Source organism: Prevotella sp. RM4, assembly GCF_000701965.1.
GTDB lineage: Bacteria > Bacteroidota > Bacteroidia > Bacteroidales > Bacteroidaceae > Prevotella > Prevotella ruminicola.
The window spans coordinates 844,972-863,615 of sequence record NZ_JNKG01000007.1 but is presented as its reverse complement, the minus strand read 5'-3'; the positions used below and the strand labels follow the sequence as shown (position 1 = coordinate 863,615).

Sequence of the window (18,644 nt, the reverse complement as noted above, 5' to 3'; positions counted from 1 at the left end):
TAGAAAATGTAAAAATTAGAGATATGGCACAGACAATGAAGGACATCCTGAACAGGATGCTGAACCACGAGGAACTGTCTCGTGAAGAAATGAAAGAAATTCTGATTGGTATCACCCAGAGCGAGTATCCCAACGAGCAGATTACTGCTCTGCTCACCGCGCTGCAGATGCGTGGCGTAACAGTCGACGAACTGTTGGGTTTCCGCGATGGTATCTTGGAAACAGGCGTGCCAGCCATTCTGAATGCCGATCGCTACATCGACGTGGTAGGTACAGGTGGCGACCGCAAGAATACTTTTAATATTTCGACTACGAGTTGTTTTGTGATTGCCGGTGCTGGCTACAAGGTAGCAAAGCATGGTAACTACGCAGCCACATCGGTATCGGGTGCATCTAATGTGATTCAGCACCACGGCATTAAGTTTACCGATGATATAGACAAACTGAACCGCAGCTTGAACGAGGCTGGCATCGTATATCTGCACGCCCAGCTGTTTGCCAAGGCCATGAAGTTTGTAGGCCCCATCCGCAAGGCCCTACAATTCCCTACCATCTTCAATCTATTAGGTCCGCTGGTTAACCCCTCACAGCCACAGTGCCAGTTGTTGGGTGTAGCCAACCTCGACCAGATGCGCCTGTACAACCAGGTATACCAGAAGATTGGTATCGACTACGGTATCGTGAACTCTATCGATGGTTACGACGAGATCTCGCTGACAGGCGACTTCAAGGTAACCACCAAGCATTACGAGCGTATCTTTAAGCCCAGCGACCTTGGCTTTGAAATTGCCAAGCCCGAAGAGTTGGTTGGCGGTGCTACCGAAGAAGAGGCAGCACAGATCTTCGACAGCGTACTGGAGAACCGTGCCCTGCCCGCTCAGAAGAATATCGTACTGGCCAATGCAGCCTTCGGTATCCAGGTTCTGGAGAAGGGTGAGAAGAGCATCGAGGAGTGCATAGAGATTGCCCGCAAGAGTATCGACAGCGGTGCCGCCCTCCGCACCTTCAAGAAGTTCGTTGAGTTGAACAGTTAATTTTGGGCAACGGACTACAGGACCTAAAGATTATGCACTACCTATTGTAAATATAAATAACAATGGATATATTAGAAGAGATAGTAGCGAACAAGCGCGTGGAAGTTGAAGCAGCCAAGATGGCTGTAGCACCAGCAGTGCTGCACAAACAGGTGGAGGCGATTCTCGACTTTAGCGTGGCTTCGATGAAAAATGCCCTCACCGCATCCGACTCAGGCATCATCGCTGAGTTCAAACGCAAGTCACCTTCAAAGGGTTGGATCAAAGAGGAGGGCCAACCCGACATCATCCCATTGAGCTACCAAAAGAATGGCGCTGCTGCACTGAGCATACTTACCGACCATAAGTATTTTGGCGGTTGCGACGACTTTATTCGCACGGCCCGTCACAGCGGTGTAAACATCCCCATCCTTTACAAGAACTTTGTGATAGATGAGTACCAGCTGTTCCAGGCACGCTTGTGCGGGGCTTCGGCTGTACTGCTGATTGCCGCCGACTTGTCGATAGCCGAGTGTAAAAGTCTGCTGAACACCGCCCACCAGTTAGGTCTGGAAGTTCTTTTAGAGATGCACTCCAACAAAGAATTGGAATACGCTGGGTTAGAGCCAGATATGTACGGTATCAACAACCGTAATTTAGGTTCGTTTGTGACCGACGTAGAGAACTCATTCCGCTTGGCAGAGCTATTACCAAAGGATGCCGTAAAGGTGAGCGAGAGTGGTATTTCGAACCCTGATACGGTGAAGGCTTTACGTGAGGTTGGTTTCCGTGGTTTCCTGATTGGCGAGAACTTTATGAAGACAGCCGATTCAGGATCAGCATTACGTGAATTTATTGAGAAGCTATGATAATCAAGGTTTGTGGTATGAGAGAGGCGGAGAACATCCGCGAGGTTGAACAATGTTCAATGTTAAATGATCAATGTTCAATTGATTGGATGGGCTTCATCTTCTGGCCTAAGTCGAGTAGGTTTGTGAGCCAAGTGCCAGCTTACTTGCCAAAGCACTGCCAGCGCGTGGGTGTGTTTGTTGATGCCAGCATCGGCGACATCATGTCGGCCGTTGATAGCTTTGCACTCAACTATATCCAGTTGCATGGTCAGGAGTCGCCTAGCTACATCATTCAGTTGAAGCCACATCTACCCGCCGATGTAAAAATAATTAAAGCCTTCAACATCGCCACTACCAACGACCTGGCGCAGACCAAACCCTACGAAGGATTGGCAGATATCTTTCTCTTCGATACGAAAGGAAAGTGCGTGGGTGGCAACGGTGAGAAGTTCGACTGGACGGTACTCGACGCCTACATAGGCAACACACCTTTCTTGCTGAGTGGTGGTATCGGTCCCGATGATGCTGAGCGTGTTCGCAACTTCCATCACGACAAATGTATCGGCATCGATTTGAACTCACGTTTCGAGTCAGCCCCTGCTCTCAAGGATGCCGAAAAACTCAAGGCATTCTTTCAGAATGTAAAAAAGTAAAAATGAGATAATGTAAAAATGTAACAAGATGAATAAGATCAATCAACTTTTCGCAAACAGTCAGGACCAGAAACTCCTGTCGCTGTACTTTTGCGCAGGCTGCCCCACACTCGAGGGCACAGGCGATGTGATTCTCGCCATGCAGCGTCGTGGTATTGCCATGATTGAAGTTGGCATTCCGTTCAGCGATCCGCTGGCCGACGGTCCTGTTATTCAGACTGCCGCCACCCAGGCCCTGAAAAACGGTATGAACCTGCATATCCTTTTCGATCAGCTGAAAGCCATCAAGGATCAGGTGCAGATTCCACTGGTACTGATGGGCTATCTGAACCCTATTCTGCACTACGGTATCGAGGCTTTCTGTCAGAGTTGTGTAGAGGCTGGCGTGAGTGGTGCCATCATCCCCGACCTGCCATTCAAGGATTATCAGGAAGTAATAAAACCCATTGCCGATAAGTACGACCTGCGCATCATCATGTTGATTACCCCCGAGACCAGCGAGGAGCGTATTCGCTTTATCGATGATAATACCGACGGCTTTGTATATATGGTATCGAGTGCTGCCATCACTGGTGCCCAGCAGAGTTTCGACGATGCCAAGCAGGAGTACTTCCGTCGTATCAACGCCATGAATCTGCGCAATCCACGCATGATTGGTTTCGGCATCAGCAACAAGCAGACGCTCGAAGCCGCCCAGCAGAATGCCGCAGGTGCCATCATCGGTTCGAAGTTTGTAACCTTGCTTAACGAGAGCAAGAACGCCGACGAGGCCCTCGACAAGCTTTTCGATGCCCTCGAAAGATAACGTTTACGTAGATTTTTACGTTGCTATTAGTTTGTAGTTTAGCGCTTTTGTTGTATATTTGCAGCAAAATTGCGAGACTGCAAACTAATAAACGTTACTAAATACAGATGATTAAAAGAATTTTTCAGATTGCGATGCTCTGCGTGCTGACACCCCTGTTAGCAGCAGCTCAGCAGTGGGACGAGGCTCAGTACCGACAGATTGAGCAGAGTATCCGCACACCGCATTTTGCCGACAAGGCTTATGTGATTACCCAGTATGGCGCAAAGACAACCAACACAGCCGCCAAGAACCAGAAGGCTATCCAGAAAGCCATCGACCTCTGCTCGAAGAAGGGCGGCGGTCGCGTAGTAATTCCCGCAAATCAGAAGTTCCTGACAGGTGCCATCCAGCTGAAGAGTGGTGTAAACCTGGAGGTGCAGGAAGGTGCCGTACTCGAGTTTGCCTTCCAGCCCGAGCTCTACCCCATCGTAGAAACCTCATGGGAGGGTTTGGAGTGCTTCAACCTCTCGCCTTGTGTATATGCTTTCAAGGCTAAGGATATTGCTATTACCGGTAAGGGAACCATCGACGGTGGCGGTAGCAACGACACTTGGTGGCCTTGGAATGGTAATCCCCGTTTTGGATGGAAAGAGGGCACCATCAGTCAGCGTGGCGGTTCTCGCGCGCGCCTGTTAAAGAATGGTGAAGACGGTGTACCTATGTATAATGAGAAAGGTGAGCGTAGCCCCGAGCGCGTGTTTACAGCTCAGGATGGTCTGCGCCCACAGCTGGTTAGCTTTAACAAGTGCGAAGGCATTCTGTTGGAGGATGTAACGCTGTTGCGTTCGCCTTTCTGGGTGATCCATCCTCTGCACTCCACCGATATCACCGTTCGTCGCGTAAAAATGATTAACGACGGACCTAACGGCGACGGCTGCGACCCAGAGTGCTGCGACCGCGTGCTGATTGAGGACTGTTTCTTTAACACCGGCGACGACTGTATCGCCATCAAGAGCGGACGTAACCGCGACGGACGTGAGCGCAACATGCCTTCCAAGAACATCATCATCCGCAATTGCGAGATGAAGAACGGTCATGGCGGTGTGGTAGTAGGCTCAGAGATTTCGGGCGGTTGCCAGAATGTGTATGCTCACGATTGTGTGATGGATTCGCCAGAGCTGGAGCGCGTGCTGCGTATCAAGACCAACAGCTGCCGTGGTGGTATCATCGAGAATATCAACATGCGTAACATTACCGTTGGCAAGTGTAAGGAGAGCGTACTGAAGATTAACCTCGACTACGAGCACAACGAGATATGCTGCCGTGGCTACTACCCCATCGTTCGCAACGTTTATATGGAGAATGTTACCAGTCAGCAGTCGCAGTATGGTGTGCAGATTATCGGTCTCGACGAAGATACATTTGTTTACGACATCAACGTTAAGAACTGTCACTTCAACGGCGTAAAGAGCGGCAACTTTATGAGCGGCAAGACCCGTAACGTCAACTTCGACCGCTTGTTTATCAATGGTTCGCTGGCACTGCTCAAGGCTCCTTACCAGAACTATTCAGAGTGGATGACCTACAGTGAGATGCAGCGCAACCCCAAGAGCTACCTGCTCGACTTCTCACAGAAACCCAAGTGGAGCTACGTGATGGGCATTGAACTGGAAGGCATGCTTGACACCTATCTTAAATATGGTGGCGACAACATCCGCAAGTACTGTCAGGAATATACCGACACGATGATTAACGCCAAGGGCGGCATTCGCAACTATGACATCCTGGAGTACAACCTCGATAACGTGCGTACCGGTCATTTCGTTACCCGTATGTACCAGCAGTGGCCCGAGGCAAAGAACCTGGCTGCCATGAAGACCATGATGAAGCAGTTGCAGAACCAGCCCCGTACCATCGCCGACAAGGTGTTCTGGCACAAGGCCATCTATGCCTACCAGGTATGGCTCGATGGTATTTTCATGGGTCTGCCCTTCCGCACACTCACTGCCCCCATCACCACCACCGCCAAGGAGGCTAAGAAAGGTGCTATCAACAAGATTTACGACGATGCTGTAAACCAGCTGAAGATAACCTACGAGCGTACACTCGACCCCAAGACAGGTTTGAACCGTCATGCCTACGACGAGACCCGTAACACCTTCTGGGCCGATAAGACGACAGGACTTTCACAGCACTGCTGGGGCCGCGCGCAGGGTTGGTTCTCGATGGCACTCATCGAGGTGCTCGATGCCCTGCCCGAGGATTACGCCCGTCGCCAGGAGGTGATCGACCTGCTGAAAAAGGATCTGGACGCTGTTATCAAATGGCAGGACAAGAAAACAGGTGTTTGGTATCAGGTGATGGATCAGCCTGGTCGCGAAGGCAACTACTTAGAGTCAACCTGCTCGTCGATGTTTGCCTACGTGCTGCTCAAGGCTTACAACAAAGGTTACCTGGGCACCAAATATCGCGATGCCGGTATCAAAGCCTATAAAGGTATCATCAACAACTTTATCCGCGTCAACGAGGATCAAACCATCTCGCTCACCCAGTGTTGTTCGGTAGCAGGACTCGGTCCGGCAGCCACACCCGAGGTACAGGCGGCCTTGAAGAAGATAAACCCCAAGGCAACGGTAAATGAGAATACCCGACGTGATGGCGGTTTCAACTACTATCTGTCGGAACCTATTCGCGACAACGATGCCAAAGGTGTTGGCCCGTTTATCTGGGCCTCGCTCGAAATGGAACAATTAGGATACAATATCAACAACGTGACGGCCTCTATAGACCGTCACGCTGTTGTTAATCGCAATAACCCAATTATCACCAAAGCCGATGCCCTGTCGTCGTTATCAGTGGGCAACGGCCACTTTGTAACTACCGTGGATGTAACCGGTTTGCAGTCGTACCCCGAGGCTTACAAACAAGGTGTATCCCTCTGTGCCATGAGCGATTGGGGCTGGCACCAGTTTCCTAACATCAAAGGATTGAAACCTTCGGAATCGGAAAAAGCCTACGACTTTGGGCATGGGCATCCTGAGGTATATGCCGTAGAATACAAGAAAGCAGAGGACGGTCGCCACAAAGAGGCAACCGATTTTTTTCGTATTAGCCCCCACCGCTTAAACTTAGGCGCTCTGGGCCTGCACCTTACCGATGCCAACGGCACACCTATCGCCTTGAATCAGCTTACCAACATTCGTCAGGAACAGAAACTGCTGGATGGCGAGATTGAATCGGTGTTTATAGCCGATGGTCAGAAGGTTGAGGTGACAACAGGCGTTCACCCTGCCAAGGATGCGGTGTATGCCCGTATCGTAAGCAAGTTGCTCAAAAAACAGCAAGCCACCATCCGCCTGCGCTTTCCCTACCCCACCGGTAAGCATGCCGATGATGCCAGCGACTGGACCAAGCCCGAGAAGCACCAGTCGGAGATTATAGAGCAAGGTGCACAGAAAGCCTTGATTAAGCGCACCCTCGACAGCACTACCTATTATGTGCTGTTGCAGTGGGAAGGTCAGGCCACACTCAGCAGATGCGATAGCCATGAGTTTGAGCTGGCAGCCAACGAGGATGTGCTCACCGTATCAGCCGAATATCTGAGCAGTCTGCCCACCAGTCAGGCTTTGGCTTTTGAGTACGACCAGTACCATAAAGCCACGTTGCGCCATTGGAATGCCTGGTGGAAAGCAGGTGCCATCGTGGATTTCTCGCAGTGTACCGATCAGCGCGCCAAGGAGTTGGAGCGCCGCGTGGTACTCTCACAATACCTCACCCAGATTAACTGTGCCAACAACATGCCGCCACAGGAAACAGGACTTACTTACAACTCCTGGTTCGGTCGCCCACACTTAGAGATGACCTGGTGGCATGCCGTAGATTTTACTCTTTGGAACCGTCCGGAGGTGGTTGCACAGATGCTACAGTGGTACAATACGGTAGCCTATCCCGTGGCCCGACAGATTGCCGAGCGACAAGGCTTTAAGGGTGTGCGCTGGATGAAGATGACCGACCCATGGGCTGGCGAGGCTCCATCTAACACCGGCTCGTTCCTCATCTGGCAGCAGCCCCACTACATCTATCTGGCCGAGGAGATGTATCGCGCCAATCCTACTGCCGAGACACTGAAAACCTACGGTGAACAGGTAGAAGCCACCGCCGAGTTTATGGCCGATTACGTTACCTACGATGCCCAGCAGAAGCGTTACATCCTGAAAGGTGCCACCGCTATGCAGGAGTGCATGACCAAGGACATCTCGTACAATCAGCCCTTTGAGTTGGCCTACTGGCAGTACGGTTTGAAGGTGGCACAGCAGTGGCGCGAACGCCAAGGCAAGGCACGTATCGCCAAATGGGATGATATCATTGCCAAGCTGTCGCCCCTGCCTGAGACCGATGGCATCTATACCGCCGGCATACAGATAGGTAGCGACAAGAACCACGAGGCATTCGACCCCTTTGATGCTACCAGCAAGAAAGTTGAGACCTTTGCCGATAAGTGCCGTAACGACCACCCTGCCGTGCTGGGTGCCTGCGGCATGCTGCCATACACCTCTTTATATAATAAGGAGCAGATGCAGCGCACACTCAACTGGGTGATGCAGAACTGGAACTGGCAAACCACCTGGGGATGGGATTACGGTATGATTGCCATGACCGCCGCCCGCTTAGGCGAACCCGAGACAGCCCTCAATGCCCTGCTCATCGATACCCAGAAGAATACCTATCTGCCTAGCGGTCATAATTTCCAGACCGCCGACCGCTTGCGCATCTATCTGCCAGGTAATGGCGCCTTGCTTACAGCCGTGGCCATGATGTGCGCCGGATGGGATGGTTGCAGCCAGCCGCTGAACCCAGGATTCCCCCAAGATGGCCGTTGGAACGTACGTTGGGAAGGACTACAAAAAATGCAATAATTGCGTAATTTAACAGCGCCATTTTGCTGTGTGCGATAACACCCCTGCATAACGTAAACGTTTGCAGGGGATTTCTTATAAAAAAGTATACATTGTTTCACAATTAATAATACTTTTGCACCCGTAAAGTTCTGCAAGGAGCTTAAAATGCTAAATATTTAACTCTATAAAAATAATATTAAGTACAACTAAAACTAACGTTCGTATGAATCATCAAATCAAAAGAGCCTCTATGGCTTTGCTTTTGTCTGTGTTCTGCTTCGTGGCCTATGCCCAGAAGACTATCACAGGTACAGTGAAGGATGCATCAGGTGAACCTATGATTGGTGTAAGCGTAGTTGTCGATGGTACCACTATCGGTGGTGTAACCGACTTCGACGGTAATTTCACCATTCAGAACGTATCTGAAAAGGCCGTCCTGAAGATTTCTTACATCGGTTTCAAGGAGCAGAAGATTTCTGTAGCCGGTAAGAACAGTTTTAACGTTACCATGCAGGAAGATGCTGCTGCACTCGACGAGGTGGTAGTAGTAGGTTATGGTACGATGAAGAAGAAGGACCTGACCGGTTCGGTTGCTTCGGTTAAGACCGAAGATCTGGCTAAGGTGGCAGGTGCCAACGCCCTTTCGGCCATGCAGGCCAAGGTGCCAGGAGTTGACCTCCAGCAGAGTGGCGGTGGTGAGGCCGGTGCCGGTGTGAGCATGACCCTGCGCGGTAACCGCTCACTGTTGGCAGGTAACGGACCACTGGTTATCGTGGATGGTGTAGAGTATGGTTCTACCCTCGACATTCCAGCTACCGATATCGAGTCGATGGATATTCTGAAGGATGCTGCTTCAACAGCTATCTATGGTACCAAGGGTGCTAACGGTGTTATCCTGATTACCACCAAGCGTGGTTCGGCCGGTAAGACCAAGGTTAGCTTCAATGGCTACCTCTCATTCAATGGTGCTACAGGTATTGTTAAGCCTATGTATGGCGACAAGGAAGTACAGCGCCTGATTGACAAGAAGAACTACGAGACAGCCGCTGCCAATGGCTGGGCCTTCAGCAACACAGCTACTGCTGCCGACGTGCTGACCTTCAAACTGGATGATGGTACAGAGACCCTGTCTATCTACAATGACAAGTCATATACCGACTGGCTCGATATGATTCTTGACAACAGCGTATCTCAGAACTATGAAGTATCTGTTCAGGGTGGTAACGAGAAGACCAACTTCAATGTGTCGATGGCCGCTATGGATGATAAAGGTTTGATGAAGGGTGATGAGTTCAATCGTTACACCGGCCGCATCAACCTGGATCACAATATCAACCGCATCGTGAAGATTGGTGCCAGCCTCTCTTACGCTTACAAGAGCAACGACAAGCGTAACGGCGGTGTTTATAACCAGGCTCAGAAGATGACCACCATCACTCACGCCTATCTGAATGACGGTTCTATCAACGCTACTCCTAACCCATGGTATGCAGCTCACTGCTCACCTCTGCTCGACGAGGATGGCGCTTACCAGCGCAATATCGAGAGCAGCCGTTTCTTCGGCAGTGGTTATCTGCAGCTCAATCCTATCAAGGGTCTGATCGTGAAGTCGCAGTTCACACTCGACCGCAGCACCTCGCGCACAGGTACCTATCAGGACTACCACAGCCAGGCACGCTATCAGTCGCCTACCACTACTTATATTGCCAACGACCGCAGCACTGGTACCAAGTATGTATGGCAGAACACTGCTAACTACAACAAGACCATTGCTAAGCACGATATGACCTTCCTGCTGGGTCATGAGATGTCGCAGTACGTATCTGAGAGCAGCAGCATCTCTGGTGTTGCCGGTTCTGAGAGCTACAAGAAGAGCGGCTTCTACGATGTCAGCAAGATTCAGTCACCTCTTGTAAGCACAGGCTACACCAAGAGCTCTATGCTTTCATTCTTTGCCCGTGCCAACTACTCATACGATGGCAAGTACCTGTTGCAGGCATCGGTTCGTGCCGATGGTTCTTCAGTACTCGCCGAAGGTCACAAGTGGGGTTACTTCCCATCAGTAAGTGCCGGTTGGCGTATCTCCGAGGAGAAGTTCATGCAGGGCACCAAGTCATGGCTCGACAACCTGAAGTTCCGCGTATCTTGGGGTCTCTCTGGCAACTCAGCCATCTCTGCCTACCAGACACTGGCCACCATCCAGAGCATCGTGCCTAACTCTACCGACAAGGCTCCTATGACCATGGCTAATCCTAACCTGACATGGGAGAAGACCGCTGCCCTCGACTTTGGTCTCGACTTCTCGTTCCTCAATGGTCGCATCTATGGAGGTATCGACTACTATAACAGCAAGACCTACGACCTGCTGTACTACAAGACCGCTCCTGCCTCATCGGTATTCACCAGCACTATCTCTAACGTTGGTAAGACCAAGGGCCACGGTCTCGAGATTTCACTCGGTGCAGTACCCGTTAAGACCAACGACTTTACTTGGGATCTGAGCGCATCTGCCACCTTCGCCCGCGACGAGGTTTCTGAGCTGGCCGACGGTATCGAGCAGGTAGTATCAGGCACCAGCATCCTGAAGATTGGCGAGCCTGTTTCAGCTTTCTACAGCTACGACATGGACGGCTGCTGGGGCATTGGCGAGTTCGACAAGTATCTGGCTGCTCACCCCAACTTCGAGAAGCCACAGGCCGACTACGGTAATCCTGGTACACCAAAGGTGATTGACGTAAACGGCGACGACAAAATTGACGATAGCGATAAGATTATCTACAACCGCTCGCCCAAGGCTATTCTTGGTTTGAACACCACCTTCACTTACAAGGACTTCTCACTGAGCGTTCAGACCATGGCCCGCTTGGGTGGCTACCTGAACTACAGCGGTTACGGACTCTATCTGTACGACAACGCCAACTGGGGCGACCTGAGCTACTGGACACCAGAGAACCAGGGTGCCGACATCCCATCTCCAGGTGCCACAGGTGCTACTCCTACATTCTACAAGAGCGCCATTCAGATTCAGAAGGCCGACTACTTCAAGATTAAGGACATCACCCTGTCGTACAACCTTCCCAAGAACCTCATCAAGAAGGTTTACATGAGCAATGTTCGCATTTACGGTTCACTCAAGAACTACTTCACATTCAGTCACTTCGACAACTACGACCCAGAGCGTGGCGGTTCAGTCAACTTCCCACTGATGAAGCAGGTTGTAGTAGGTCTTAACGTAACTTTCTAAATCAAATAATTGATTATCGATATGAAAAAGATATATAGTATGTTATTTGCTGCCGCTGCCATCAGCTTCGGCGCAACCTCCTGCTCCGACTTCCTGGACGAGGACAACAAGACCGGTGAGACTGCCGACCTGGCCTACAACACCGTTTCGGGTATCGACGGACTCATCCAGTCGGCTTATACCTACACACACGGTTGGTGGGGTAAGGAGCCATCACTGGGTCTTGCAGAAATGGGCTCAGACCTGTTCTACTTTGGCTACGACAACAAGCAGAAGTCGATGCTGAAATACGATATCTCTGCCGAGGCTCTTGGTAGCAACGTAGCCGACAACCCTTGTCTGGACGAGTATTGGGAGATGTTCTACGCTGGCGTAGATGTATGTAACAACGCCCTGAAATATGTCCCCGAGTGCAGCGTGATTGATGACAACAAGAAGGCTGCCTACCTGGGCGATGCTTACTTCCTGCGCGCTCTGTACTACTCTCAGATGGTAGCTATGTGGGGACCAATCCCTTACAATGCCGAGCCCATCAACGCGATTAACAACAACCCTGTTCGTGTGCCCGAGGCTGAGGTTTATGGTAACATCCTGAACGACCTGAAGCAGGCCATGGACAACTATAAGAAGGCAAACATCATGGATGGCAAGTCGGCCACTGCCGATGGTCGTGCCTACTACTATTCTGCCGAGGCCCTCTATGCCCGCGTAGCCCTCTACGCTGCATCTTGGTTGGGTGCCAATGCCGTCAGCGGTTATGGCAATCTCTATACCGAGGCTCTGAATGCTGCCAATGATGTGATCAACAACTCTGGCGCGAAGTTCTACAGCCGTTTCAGCGACACTTGGAATATGAACAATGAAGAGGCAACCACCAATACCGAGAACCTCTTTGCCGTTCACTACTCTAACGATCTGAACGCCGGTCGCGACAACTGCGTGCCTTACCGTTTCTCAAGCGAGGGTACTGGCAATTTCAACTCACTCATCACCCGTACCGGTTATGGTCGTAACGGTGGTAGTGCCTCACTGCTGATGTTCGTATCACTCTGGAACAACGGTTGCGACGATATCGGTCCTAACGGACAGAAGAACAACTCTATCTTCTTCCGTATGGCAGCCGGTAAGACCACCATCAAGAGCAAGAGCACAGGTAAGGATGTTGAGGTTGGTAAGTACTACTCTCCTTACGGCCGTGGCTTCACCCGCTACCTGCCTTCACTCTATCTCTGGCAGATTCTGGATGAGATCAAGGGTACCGACCAGCGTTACAATGGCACCCTGCTCACCGAATATCGCGTACATCCCGACCTGGCTGGCAATGCTGCCAACTATCCTAAGATGGCCGATCAGACTTACAAGACCTACGACGAGGCTTACGCCGAGGATGGTAACTACTTCAACGGTGGTGTGATTGGTATCCAGTACGCCCTGATGGATGGTAACTCAGCCGAGGGTCAGGCTCTGCAGGCCGAGGCCAAGGACAAGTATCGCTTGCAGTTCGCATTCGGTGGCGACATTCCTGTTTACACCTCTGGCGATCCTGCTACAGCCCTGCCTACCGAGGGTGGAAAGGCTAAGAGCGATGTATATGGCGACGCCCGCTACAAGAGCGAGAAGATTGAGGGTCGCCGTTCGTTCCCTGGCATCAAGAAGTTCCTTGATGATCAGTACGAAGAGGATTATCCTACCTTCGATATCTCACACCGCGACATCATGGTACTGCGCTTAGCCGAGATGTACCTGATTAAGGCCGAGGCTGAGCTGGCAACAGGCGGCGATGCCCTGAAGACCATCAACCAGCTGCGCGCAGCCCGCGCCATCGCTGGCAAGGACAACAGCATCAGCGGTACTGTAACCATCGAGACTATCCTGAAGGAGCGCGCCATCGAGCTGTGCGGTGAGTACCAGCGCTGGTTCGACCTGAAGCGTACCCACACCCTCATCGACCACGTGAAGAAGTACAACGCCCAGGCCAGTGGCAACATTGCCCTGAAGCACTACTACCGTCCTATTCCACTCTCTGAGCTGGAGTCGGTTACCAACCGTGGCGACGCAGCTGTGACACAGGATGCAGGTGGTGTACTGCAGTACGCCTCTACTCAGGAAACCATGTGGCAGAACCCTGGTTATTAATCCTATAATAACCATACAAATAAAAAGTAGCTTTCCGTCTATCGGGAAGCTACTTTTCGTTTATCAATAAGTTACTTTTTACTGATCAAAAAGCTACTTTTCAGGGCTGCAGGGTTACGGCCATCAATCCGATGATCACATCGTTGGATAGCGTTCGGATGGTGAGCGACTGCAAGCGTTTCTGCTGATCGAGCGGCATCTCTAACATCTGACCAGCACCACCGGGGATTTCTCTACCGTACTCACCACCAAGCTGGATGATGCTACCTAAGTTACGGCTCACATCGCCCGTGCTGAAGCAGACACGATACGGACGGGGCTGCGGCGCGTTAAACGCCATGCCGTCCACATAGTAGTCCTGCTCGATGGGGCACCAGTTATCAGGATTACGCAAAGCGAGCGTGTCGGTCGTACCGTCGGTATAGGTCACAATCACCAAGCCGTTGTCAATCCTGCTCTGCATGTGGTTAGTAGAACCAGCCATCAGCAGATAAGCCTTCTGGGCCTTACCCTTCAAGGGGACGGTAACGGCATCGGGGTAGTTATCCCACAAACTGGTGTAGATGATGTTCTCACCCTTTTGCGGGGTACTGAAGGGGATGCCAACCATGTTAAACACACCGTTCACGATTTTGGTACGGAACACCGAGTCGTTAATCTCAGCAGTCTTCTTAGGATGGCACCACTCACCAATGCCCTGCACGGGTATCTGCAACGTGGTGGTTTGTGGACGCGGACTGAGATATTGGTTCTTGAAGATATCAGTTACATTGGCATTGTAATACTTCGCAAGCTTAACGGGATTCAAGTCCACATCATATTCAAGAACCTGCGTTTTGGCTGTTGAACCAACCACATCCTTAAACGCGCCACCACCTAAGTTCTGACGGAAGATAATTTGCAGAGGCTGACGGAAGTTCTGGGTGATTTCAACACGCACCTTACCATTCTTACGCACGAATTGGTAAGACAGATAGGGCGTTTTTACGCTGGCACTATCCCACTCTGCGGGGAACCCCGGACGGATGATGCACTTGCCATCGAGCGCCTGGGGGATGATGCCAAACAAGCCTTGCAACAGCGTACGACTGCTGATGCCGATACAATCACCAAAGTCGCGATAACACTCTCCACGGGCCGCATCGTAATGACTAATCTGACCGAAGTTGGCCGGACTCTGTCCGTAGTACATCTGATCCATGATGTTGGCTTTCATCAGCTGGTAGCCCTCGTCGGCACGCCCGGCCTCAAAGTAAGCCAACGCCGTGTGCATCACTTCGGCAGCCGCCACGTTGTTAATGCTCCAGCTGTAGGGCATCCAGTTGCTGGTTGAGATGGTTTGTAAACCCGACTGCTCCACGGGGATGTGCGGAATGTTACGGGTTACCCAGTTAGTAGCCTGGTAAGCCTGTTCGGTGATGCAGGCACCACAGTCAATCGGGGTATAGATGCTCCACACGGCAGGATTATCGTGGGTGCGTTTCAAGCCCATGCCATCCTGATACTCGGCCCACACGCCTGCTTTCGACAGCCACAAACGCTGGTTCATGGCCTGCAGGATAGCTTCGGCCTCATCACGATAGGGCTGCGCATCCTCGCCAATGATTTCGGCGATACGGGCAGCCAACTTGTTGCCGCGATAGTTGTAGGCCGAACTATGAGTAACGGCACCACCACTGTAGTAGAGTGCATCGCTGGCCCAGATGCAGCAGTAGGCATCGTACAGATGGTCGCCATCGGCATCGTAGTTGCGTTTCTCCCATGCCAGATGCGACTTGAGTACAGGCCACATCTTACGCATATAAGCGGTATCGGCATCGTATTGGAAGTGCCACAGCAGCTCGTCGATGTAGTTCAGGTTCATATCGTAATGGTGCATCTGATCATTACGCTCTGGATTTCGACAGATGTAACCATCGCTGTACATCTGCGTGCCCCAACGCTTCTCGGCACGCGCCATGTTTAACGTTGAATCCTGCGAGGGATGCGGGATGGTGGCAGGCACATGGGTTACCTGACTCTTGGCGTAGGCATCGAAATGACTCACTGCCCTATCCTGCCAACCCAACACATCGCCCAAGTAACCGGCACGCCAACCAGCCAGCGGCATACGCCAACCAATACAACCGTGCAACCACGTTTGTCCGTCCCAATCGCCATCAGCAGCCAGCACCAGGGCACCACCTAAGGTATTGATGTAGGCATCGGGCGTAGTAAACTGTATGCGCGCAGCCAACTGCTCGTAATACTGCTGGGCAGCGGCAAACTGCTTGGCACCATCGGCAGCCGCCAACGGTTTCATCACGTTCACATTCACCAGCATGTAAGCCGTGTTGCCATCCAGCGCCACTTCGGCGGTTTGCAGCACCTCGCCTTTGGGTTCCAGCACGCCTGGCTTGTCGGCACCGATATCGCCATTGCGACTGAGCTTAGGCTGAGCTATCTCGCACACCAAAGCCTTGATACGAGCCTTGCCAGCCAATGCGGGCGACGAGAACTGCCAGATGGCCGCCTCGCTATCGGGCAAGGCGATAACACGAATGGTTAGCTGCACCCCACCCCAGCCCGTAAGCTGATAGGTACGCTGGCCATCCACGTAGCTGGCCGTACAAGGACTCACCTGCTCTAGCGGATAGTCGATGCCATCCACCTGAGCCACCAGTCGGATGTTACGATGATAGCCTTTCTTTACCACGGCAAATATGGGGCGGTCGCTGGTTTCCAAGCGCCAGTCGGTATGACTGCCGTAGAGAGCACGCGTGTAACGGTTGTTACCATCTGCACAAACAAAAGCGCCCCCCGCACCTGGCTGGTATTGCAAGGTGCGAGGAGCGGGTGTGCCATGGGTTTGGCACATAGCGGATAGCGGGACCATGCCCACTAGTCCGACTATAGCTATCTGTAGCTTATTCATTAGCAGGGGCGCTTCTTGGGCAGATTGAATGCGTCCTGCACTTCCTTCATCTGTGCGTCGGTCATGCCATCGGGCTCCGAACCCATCGACTTGGCACACATATAGATGTTGGCTGCCTTACAGAGCACGTCGGTCTGGTCGAAGGCATCCATGATATCGGTACCAACAGCCACGGTGCCATGCTTCTCCCACAGCACCACGTCGTGGGTCTTAATCTGCTCGAGTGTAGCCTCGGCCAGTGCTACCGATGATGGCATAGCGTAAGGTACGATACCGATGCCGAGTGGTGCGAATGCCAGTGTCTCGGGAATCATCGACCACAGCACGCGTGTCATCTCATCGCCCTTCAGGAAACGCTGGATATGACTCATAGCCACCAGCTCGATGGGGTGCGTATGCAGGGTAGCCTTGTAGGTAGAACCTGTCTCCAACAGATAGTTGTGCAGAGCCAGGTGTGTGGGCAGCTCCGATGTGGGTGCCACGGCCTCGTCAGCAATAATCTCGTAGCTGGCGCAGTCGTCGCAGATACGGATGATACTACCGTTCTGCATGGGCTGCTTAGCCAGATCGCGCATACGCTTGCCTGTACCCTTGCAATAAAAATACTTTCCCTTAAGCTGAGGCAGCGTCATACCAATCTGCTTCACAGGAGCGATGGCAGGCATCTGCTTGCAAGCATCGTCCATATACTCGGTTACGTTCACGGTAATGTTACCACCGTTACGCTCAGCCCAACCTTTCTGCCAAAGATAACCTGTTACCTCGGCTATCTGGTCAACAACCGCTTTCAAACCTTCGCGGCCGTCCAAAATGCTATTAAACTGTTTCTCCATATCTTTCTTTTGTTATTTGTTCCAATGATTTACCACGGGTGTTAGGCATGCCGATAAGACCAACCACGAGCGATGCCAGCAGCAGGGCCACCATGCAGTAGGCTGCCAGTGTAAAGCCCTCGCCATTGTCGCCATAGATAAAGGTGAACACCAGTCCCCATACAGCCGACAGGCCACGAACGATGAAGAACATCAGTCCCTGCGCACCGGCACGGAACTTGGCAGGGAACAGCTCCGAGCCCCACAAGGCGTAGAACACCTGTACCGAGCTACCGTTGTTAACACCCCACAGGATGGTGAACACCCAGATACCAGCGATGGTTGACACGCCACCACCGATGATAAGAATCCACGCGGTGAGCGCTGCTGCCAAACCGAACACATAGAAGAAGCGGTGTGCCACCTTATCAACCATAAACGAGATGATAAACGTGGTTACCACTACAAACACCCAACTAATGCAGCTCAGCATGTTGGCTGCCTCGTTGCTCAGTCCGCCAGCGGTCTCGTAAATGTGTGGCATAAAGAATCCCATCACACTGGCCACCAGGTTCCAGGTAAGGTAGATGGCTGCCAGGAAAGCAACTGTCTTCACAGCAATCTTATTGGTAAAAAGCAGCTTGATGTTATCTACTATACTGCTCTGGTCCTTCTCCTTGTTGGCGGTAAACTCGGCGCTCTCCTCCAGCTGGCGCTGCAGGTTCCAGGCAATGAAAGCCACCACAAACAGGGTAGCGAACACCACACGCGAAGAGAATACCTCGACAGCAGCCTGAGCCGCATCGGCACCGATGATATCGTGGGCGATGGCCTCAACAGGACCGTACAGATAACCGCCCGGCGCAAACAGCATACCGAACAGCAGGATGCACATCGGACCTACGCCCCACGACATCTGCGAGATACAGATGTTACGACCGCGGTTGTTCACCTCCGAACTCTCAGAGATATAGGTCCACGAGGCGGGAACACCGATACCTACCGAGATACCTGTTACCAGGAATCCAGCCAGCAGCATGGGGAAGTTCATCGACAGCATGATGATGAGCACACCCGTCATATACACCAGCAGGTTGTAGGTAAAGATGAACTTACGACCGAACTTATCGGCCAGGAAACCACCGATGATAGCACCGATGGCGGCACCCAGCGCATTGGCACTGAGTGCGTTCAGCCAACCTAAGTGCATCTCGCTCAAACCTAAGTAGTTCTGCCACAGCGTTACGCCACTGGCACCAGCAACGATGGCGCCTGCATCCAGGTAGTTATTGAGAGACACGGCCAGCGTGCTCTTCAGCGAACTCGACTTAGCCAT

At 51.9% G+C, this 18,644-nt stretch carries 10 protein-coding genes; 7 read left to right on the top strand and 3 right to left on the bottom strand.

All coding sequences use genetic code 11. The features are described 5' to 3' along the window. Positions 1–35 precede the first annotated feature (35 nt). The 7 genes from trpD to T499_RS0104650 all read left to right on the top strand — a co-directional run bounded on the left by trpD (position 36) and on the right by T499_RS0104650 (position 13,582). The gene (gene trpD, locus T499_RS0104680) at positions 36–1,034 is read left to right on the top strand and encodes an anthranilate phosphoribosyltransferase (RefSeq protein WP_033150216.1); all 999 of its coding nucleotides are present in this window, start codon (positions 36–38) and stop codon (positions 1,032–1,034) included. Between the two features lie 62 nt (positions 1,035–1,096). Beyond that, complete coding sequence (gene trpC, locus T499_RS0104675; protein ID WP_033149904.1) at positions 1,097–1,882, top strand: indole-3-glycerol phosphate synthase TrpC; 786 nt, start codon at positions 1,097–1,099, stop codon at positions 1,880–1,882. Continuing rightward, positions 1,879–2,517: a phosphoribosylanthranilate isomerase gene (locus T499_RS0104670; RefSeq protein ID WP_033149903.1), complete on the top strand. Its 639-nt coding sequence runs from the start codon at positions 1,879–1,881 to the stop codon at positions 2,515–2,517. The genes trpC and T499_RS0104670 overlap by 4 nt, the downstream gene beginning before the upstream one ends. Positions 2,518–2,545: 28 nt before the next feature. Next, complete coding sequence (gene trpA / locus T499_RS0104665; RefSeq protein ID WP_033149902.1) at positions 2,546–3,322, top strand: tryptophan synthase subunit alpha; 777 nt, start codon at positions 2,546–2,548, stop codon at positions 3,320–3,322. A 107-nt stretch (positions 3,323–3,429) separates the two neighbouring features. Beyond that, a complete protein-coding gene (locus T499_RS15125; RefSeq protein WP_198021239.1) occupies positions 3,430–8,220 on the top strand; it encodes a glycoside hydrolase family 88 protein in 4,791 nt (1,596 codons plus the stop codon). Between the two features lie 205 nt (positions 8,221–8,425). Further along, the gene (locus tag T499_RS0104655; RefSeq protein WP_033149901.1) at positions 8,426–11,446 is read left to right on the top strand and encodes a SusC/RagA family TonB-linked outer membrane protein; all 3,021 of its coding nucleotides are present in this window, start codon (positions 8,426–8,428) and stop codon (positions 11,444–11,446) included. A gap of 21 nt (positions 11,447–11,467) precedes the next feature. Continuing rightward, a complete protein-coding gene (locus T499_RS0104650; RefSeq protein ID WP_033150214.1) occupies positions 11,468–13,582 on the top strand; it encodes a RagB/SusD family nutrient uptake outer membrane protein in 2,115 nt (704 codons plus the stop codon). A gap of 100 nt (positions 13,583–13,682) precedes the next feature. Here T499_RS0104650 and T499_RS0104645 read toward each other — a convergent pair whose 3' ends face one another. From T499_RS0104645 to T499_RS0104635, 3 genes are read right to left on the bottom strand one after another with little or no spacing between them, the layout of a single operon-like run. Further along, positions 13,683–16,496, bottom strand: coding sequence for a lipoprotein (locus tag T499_RS0104645; RefSeq protein WP_033149900.1), 2,814 nt, complete (start codon positions 16,494–16,496; stop codon positions 13,683–13,685). Then, positions 16,496–17,329: a rhamnulose-1-phosphate aldolase gene (rhaD, locus tag T499_RS0104640; protein ID WP_033149899.1), complete on the bottom strand. Its 834-nt coding sequence runs from the start codon at positions 17,327–17,329 to the stop codon at positions 16,496–16,498. Before rhaD ends, T499_RS0104645 begins: the two co-directional genes overlap by 1 nt. Next, positions 17,313–18,644, bottom strand: a complete 1,332-nt coding sequence (locus T499_RS0104635) for an MFS transporter (protein WP_033149898.1) — start codon at positions 18,642–18,644, stop codon at positions 17,313–17,315. Before T499_RS0104635 ends, rhaD begins: the two co-directional genes overlap by 17 nt.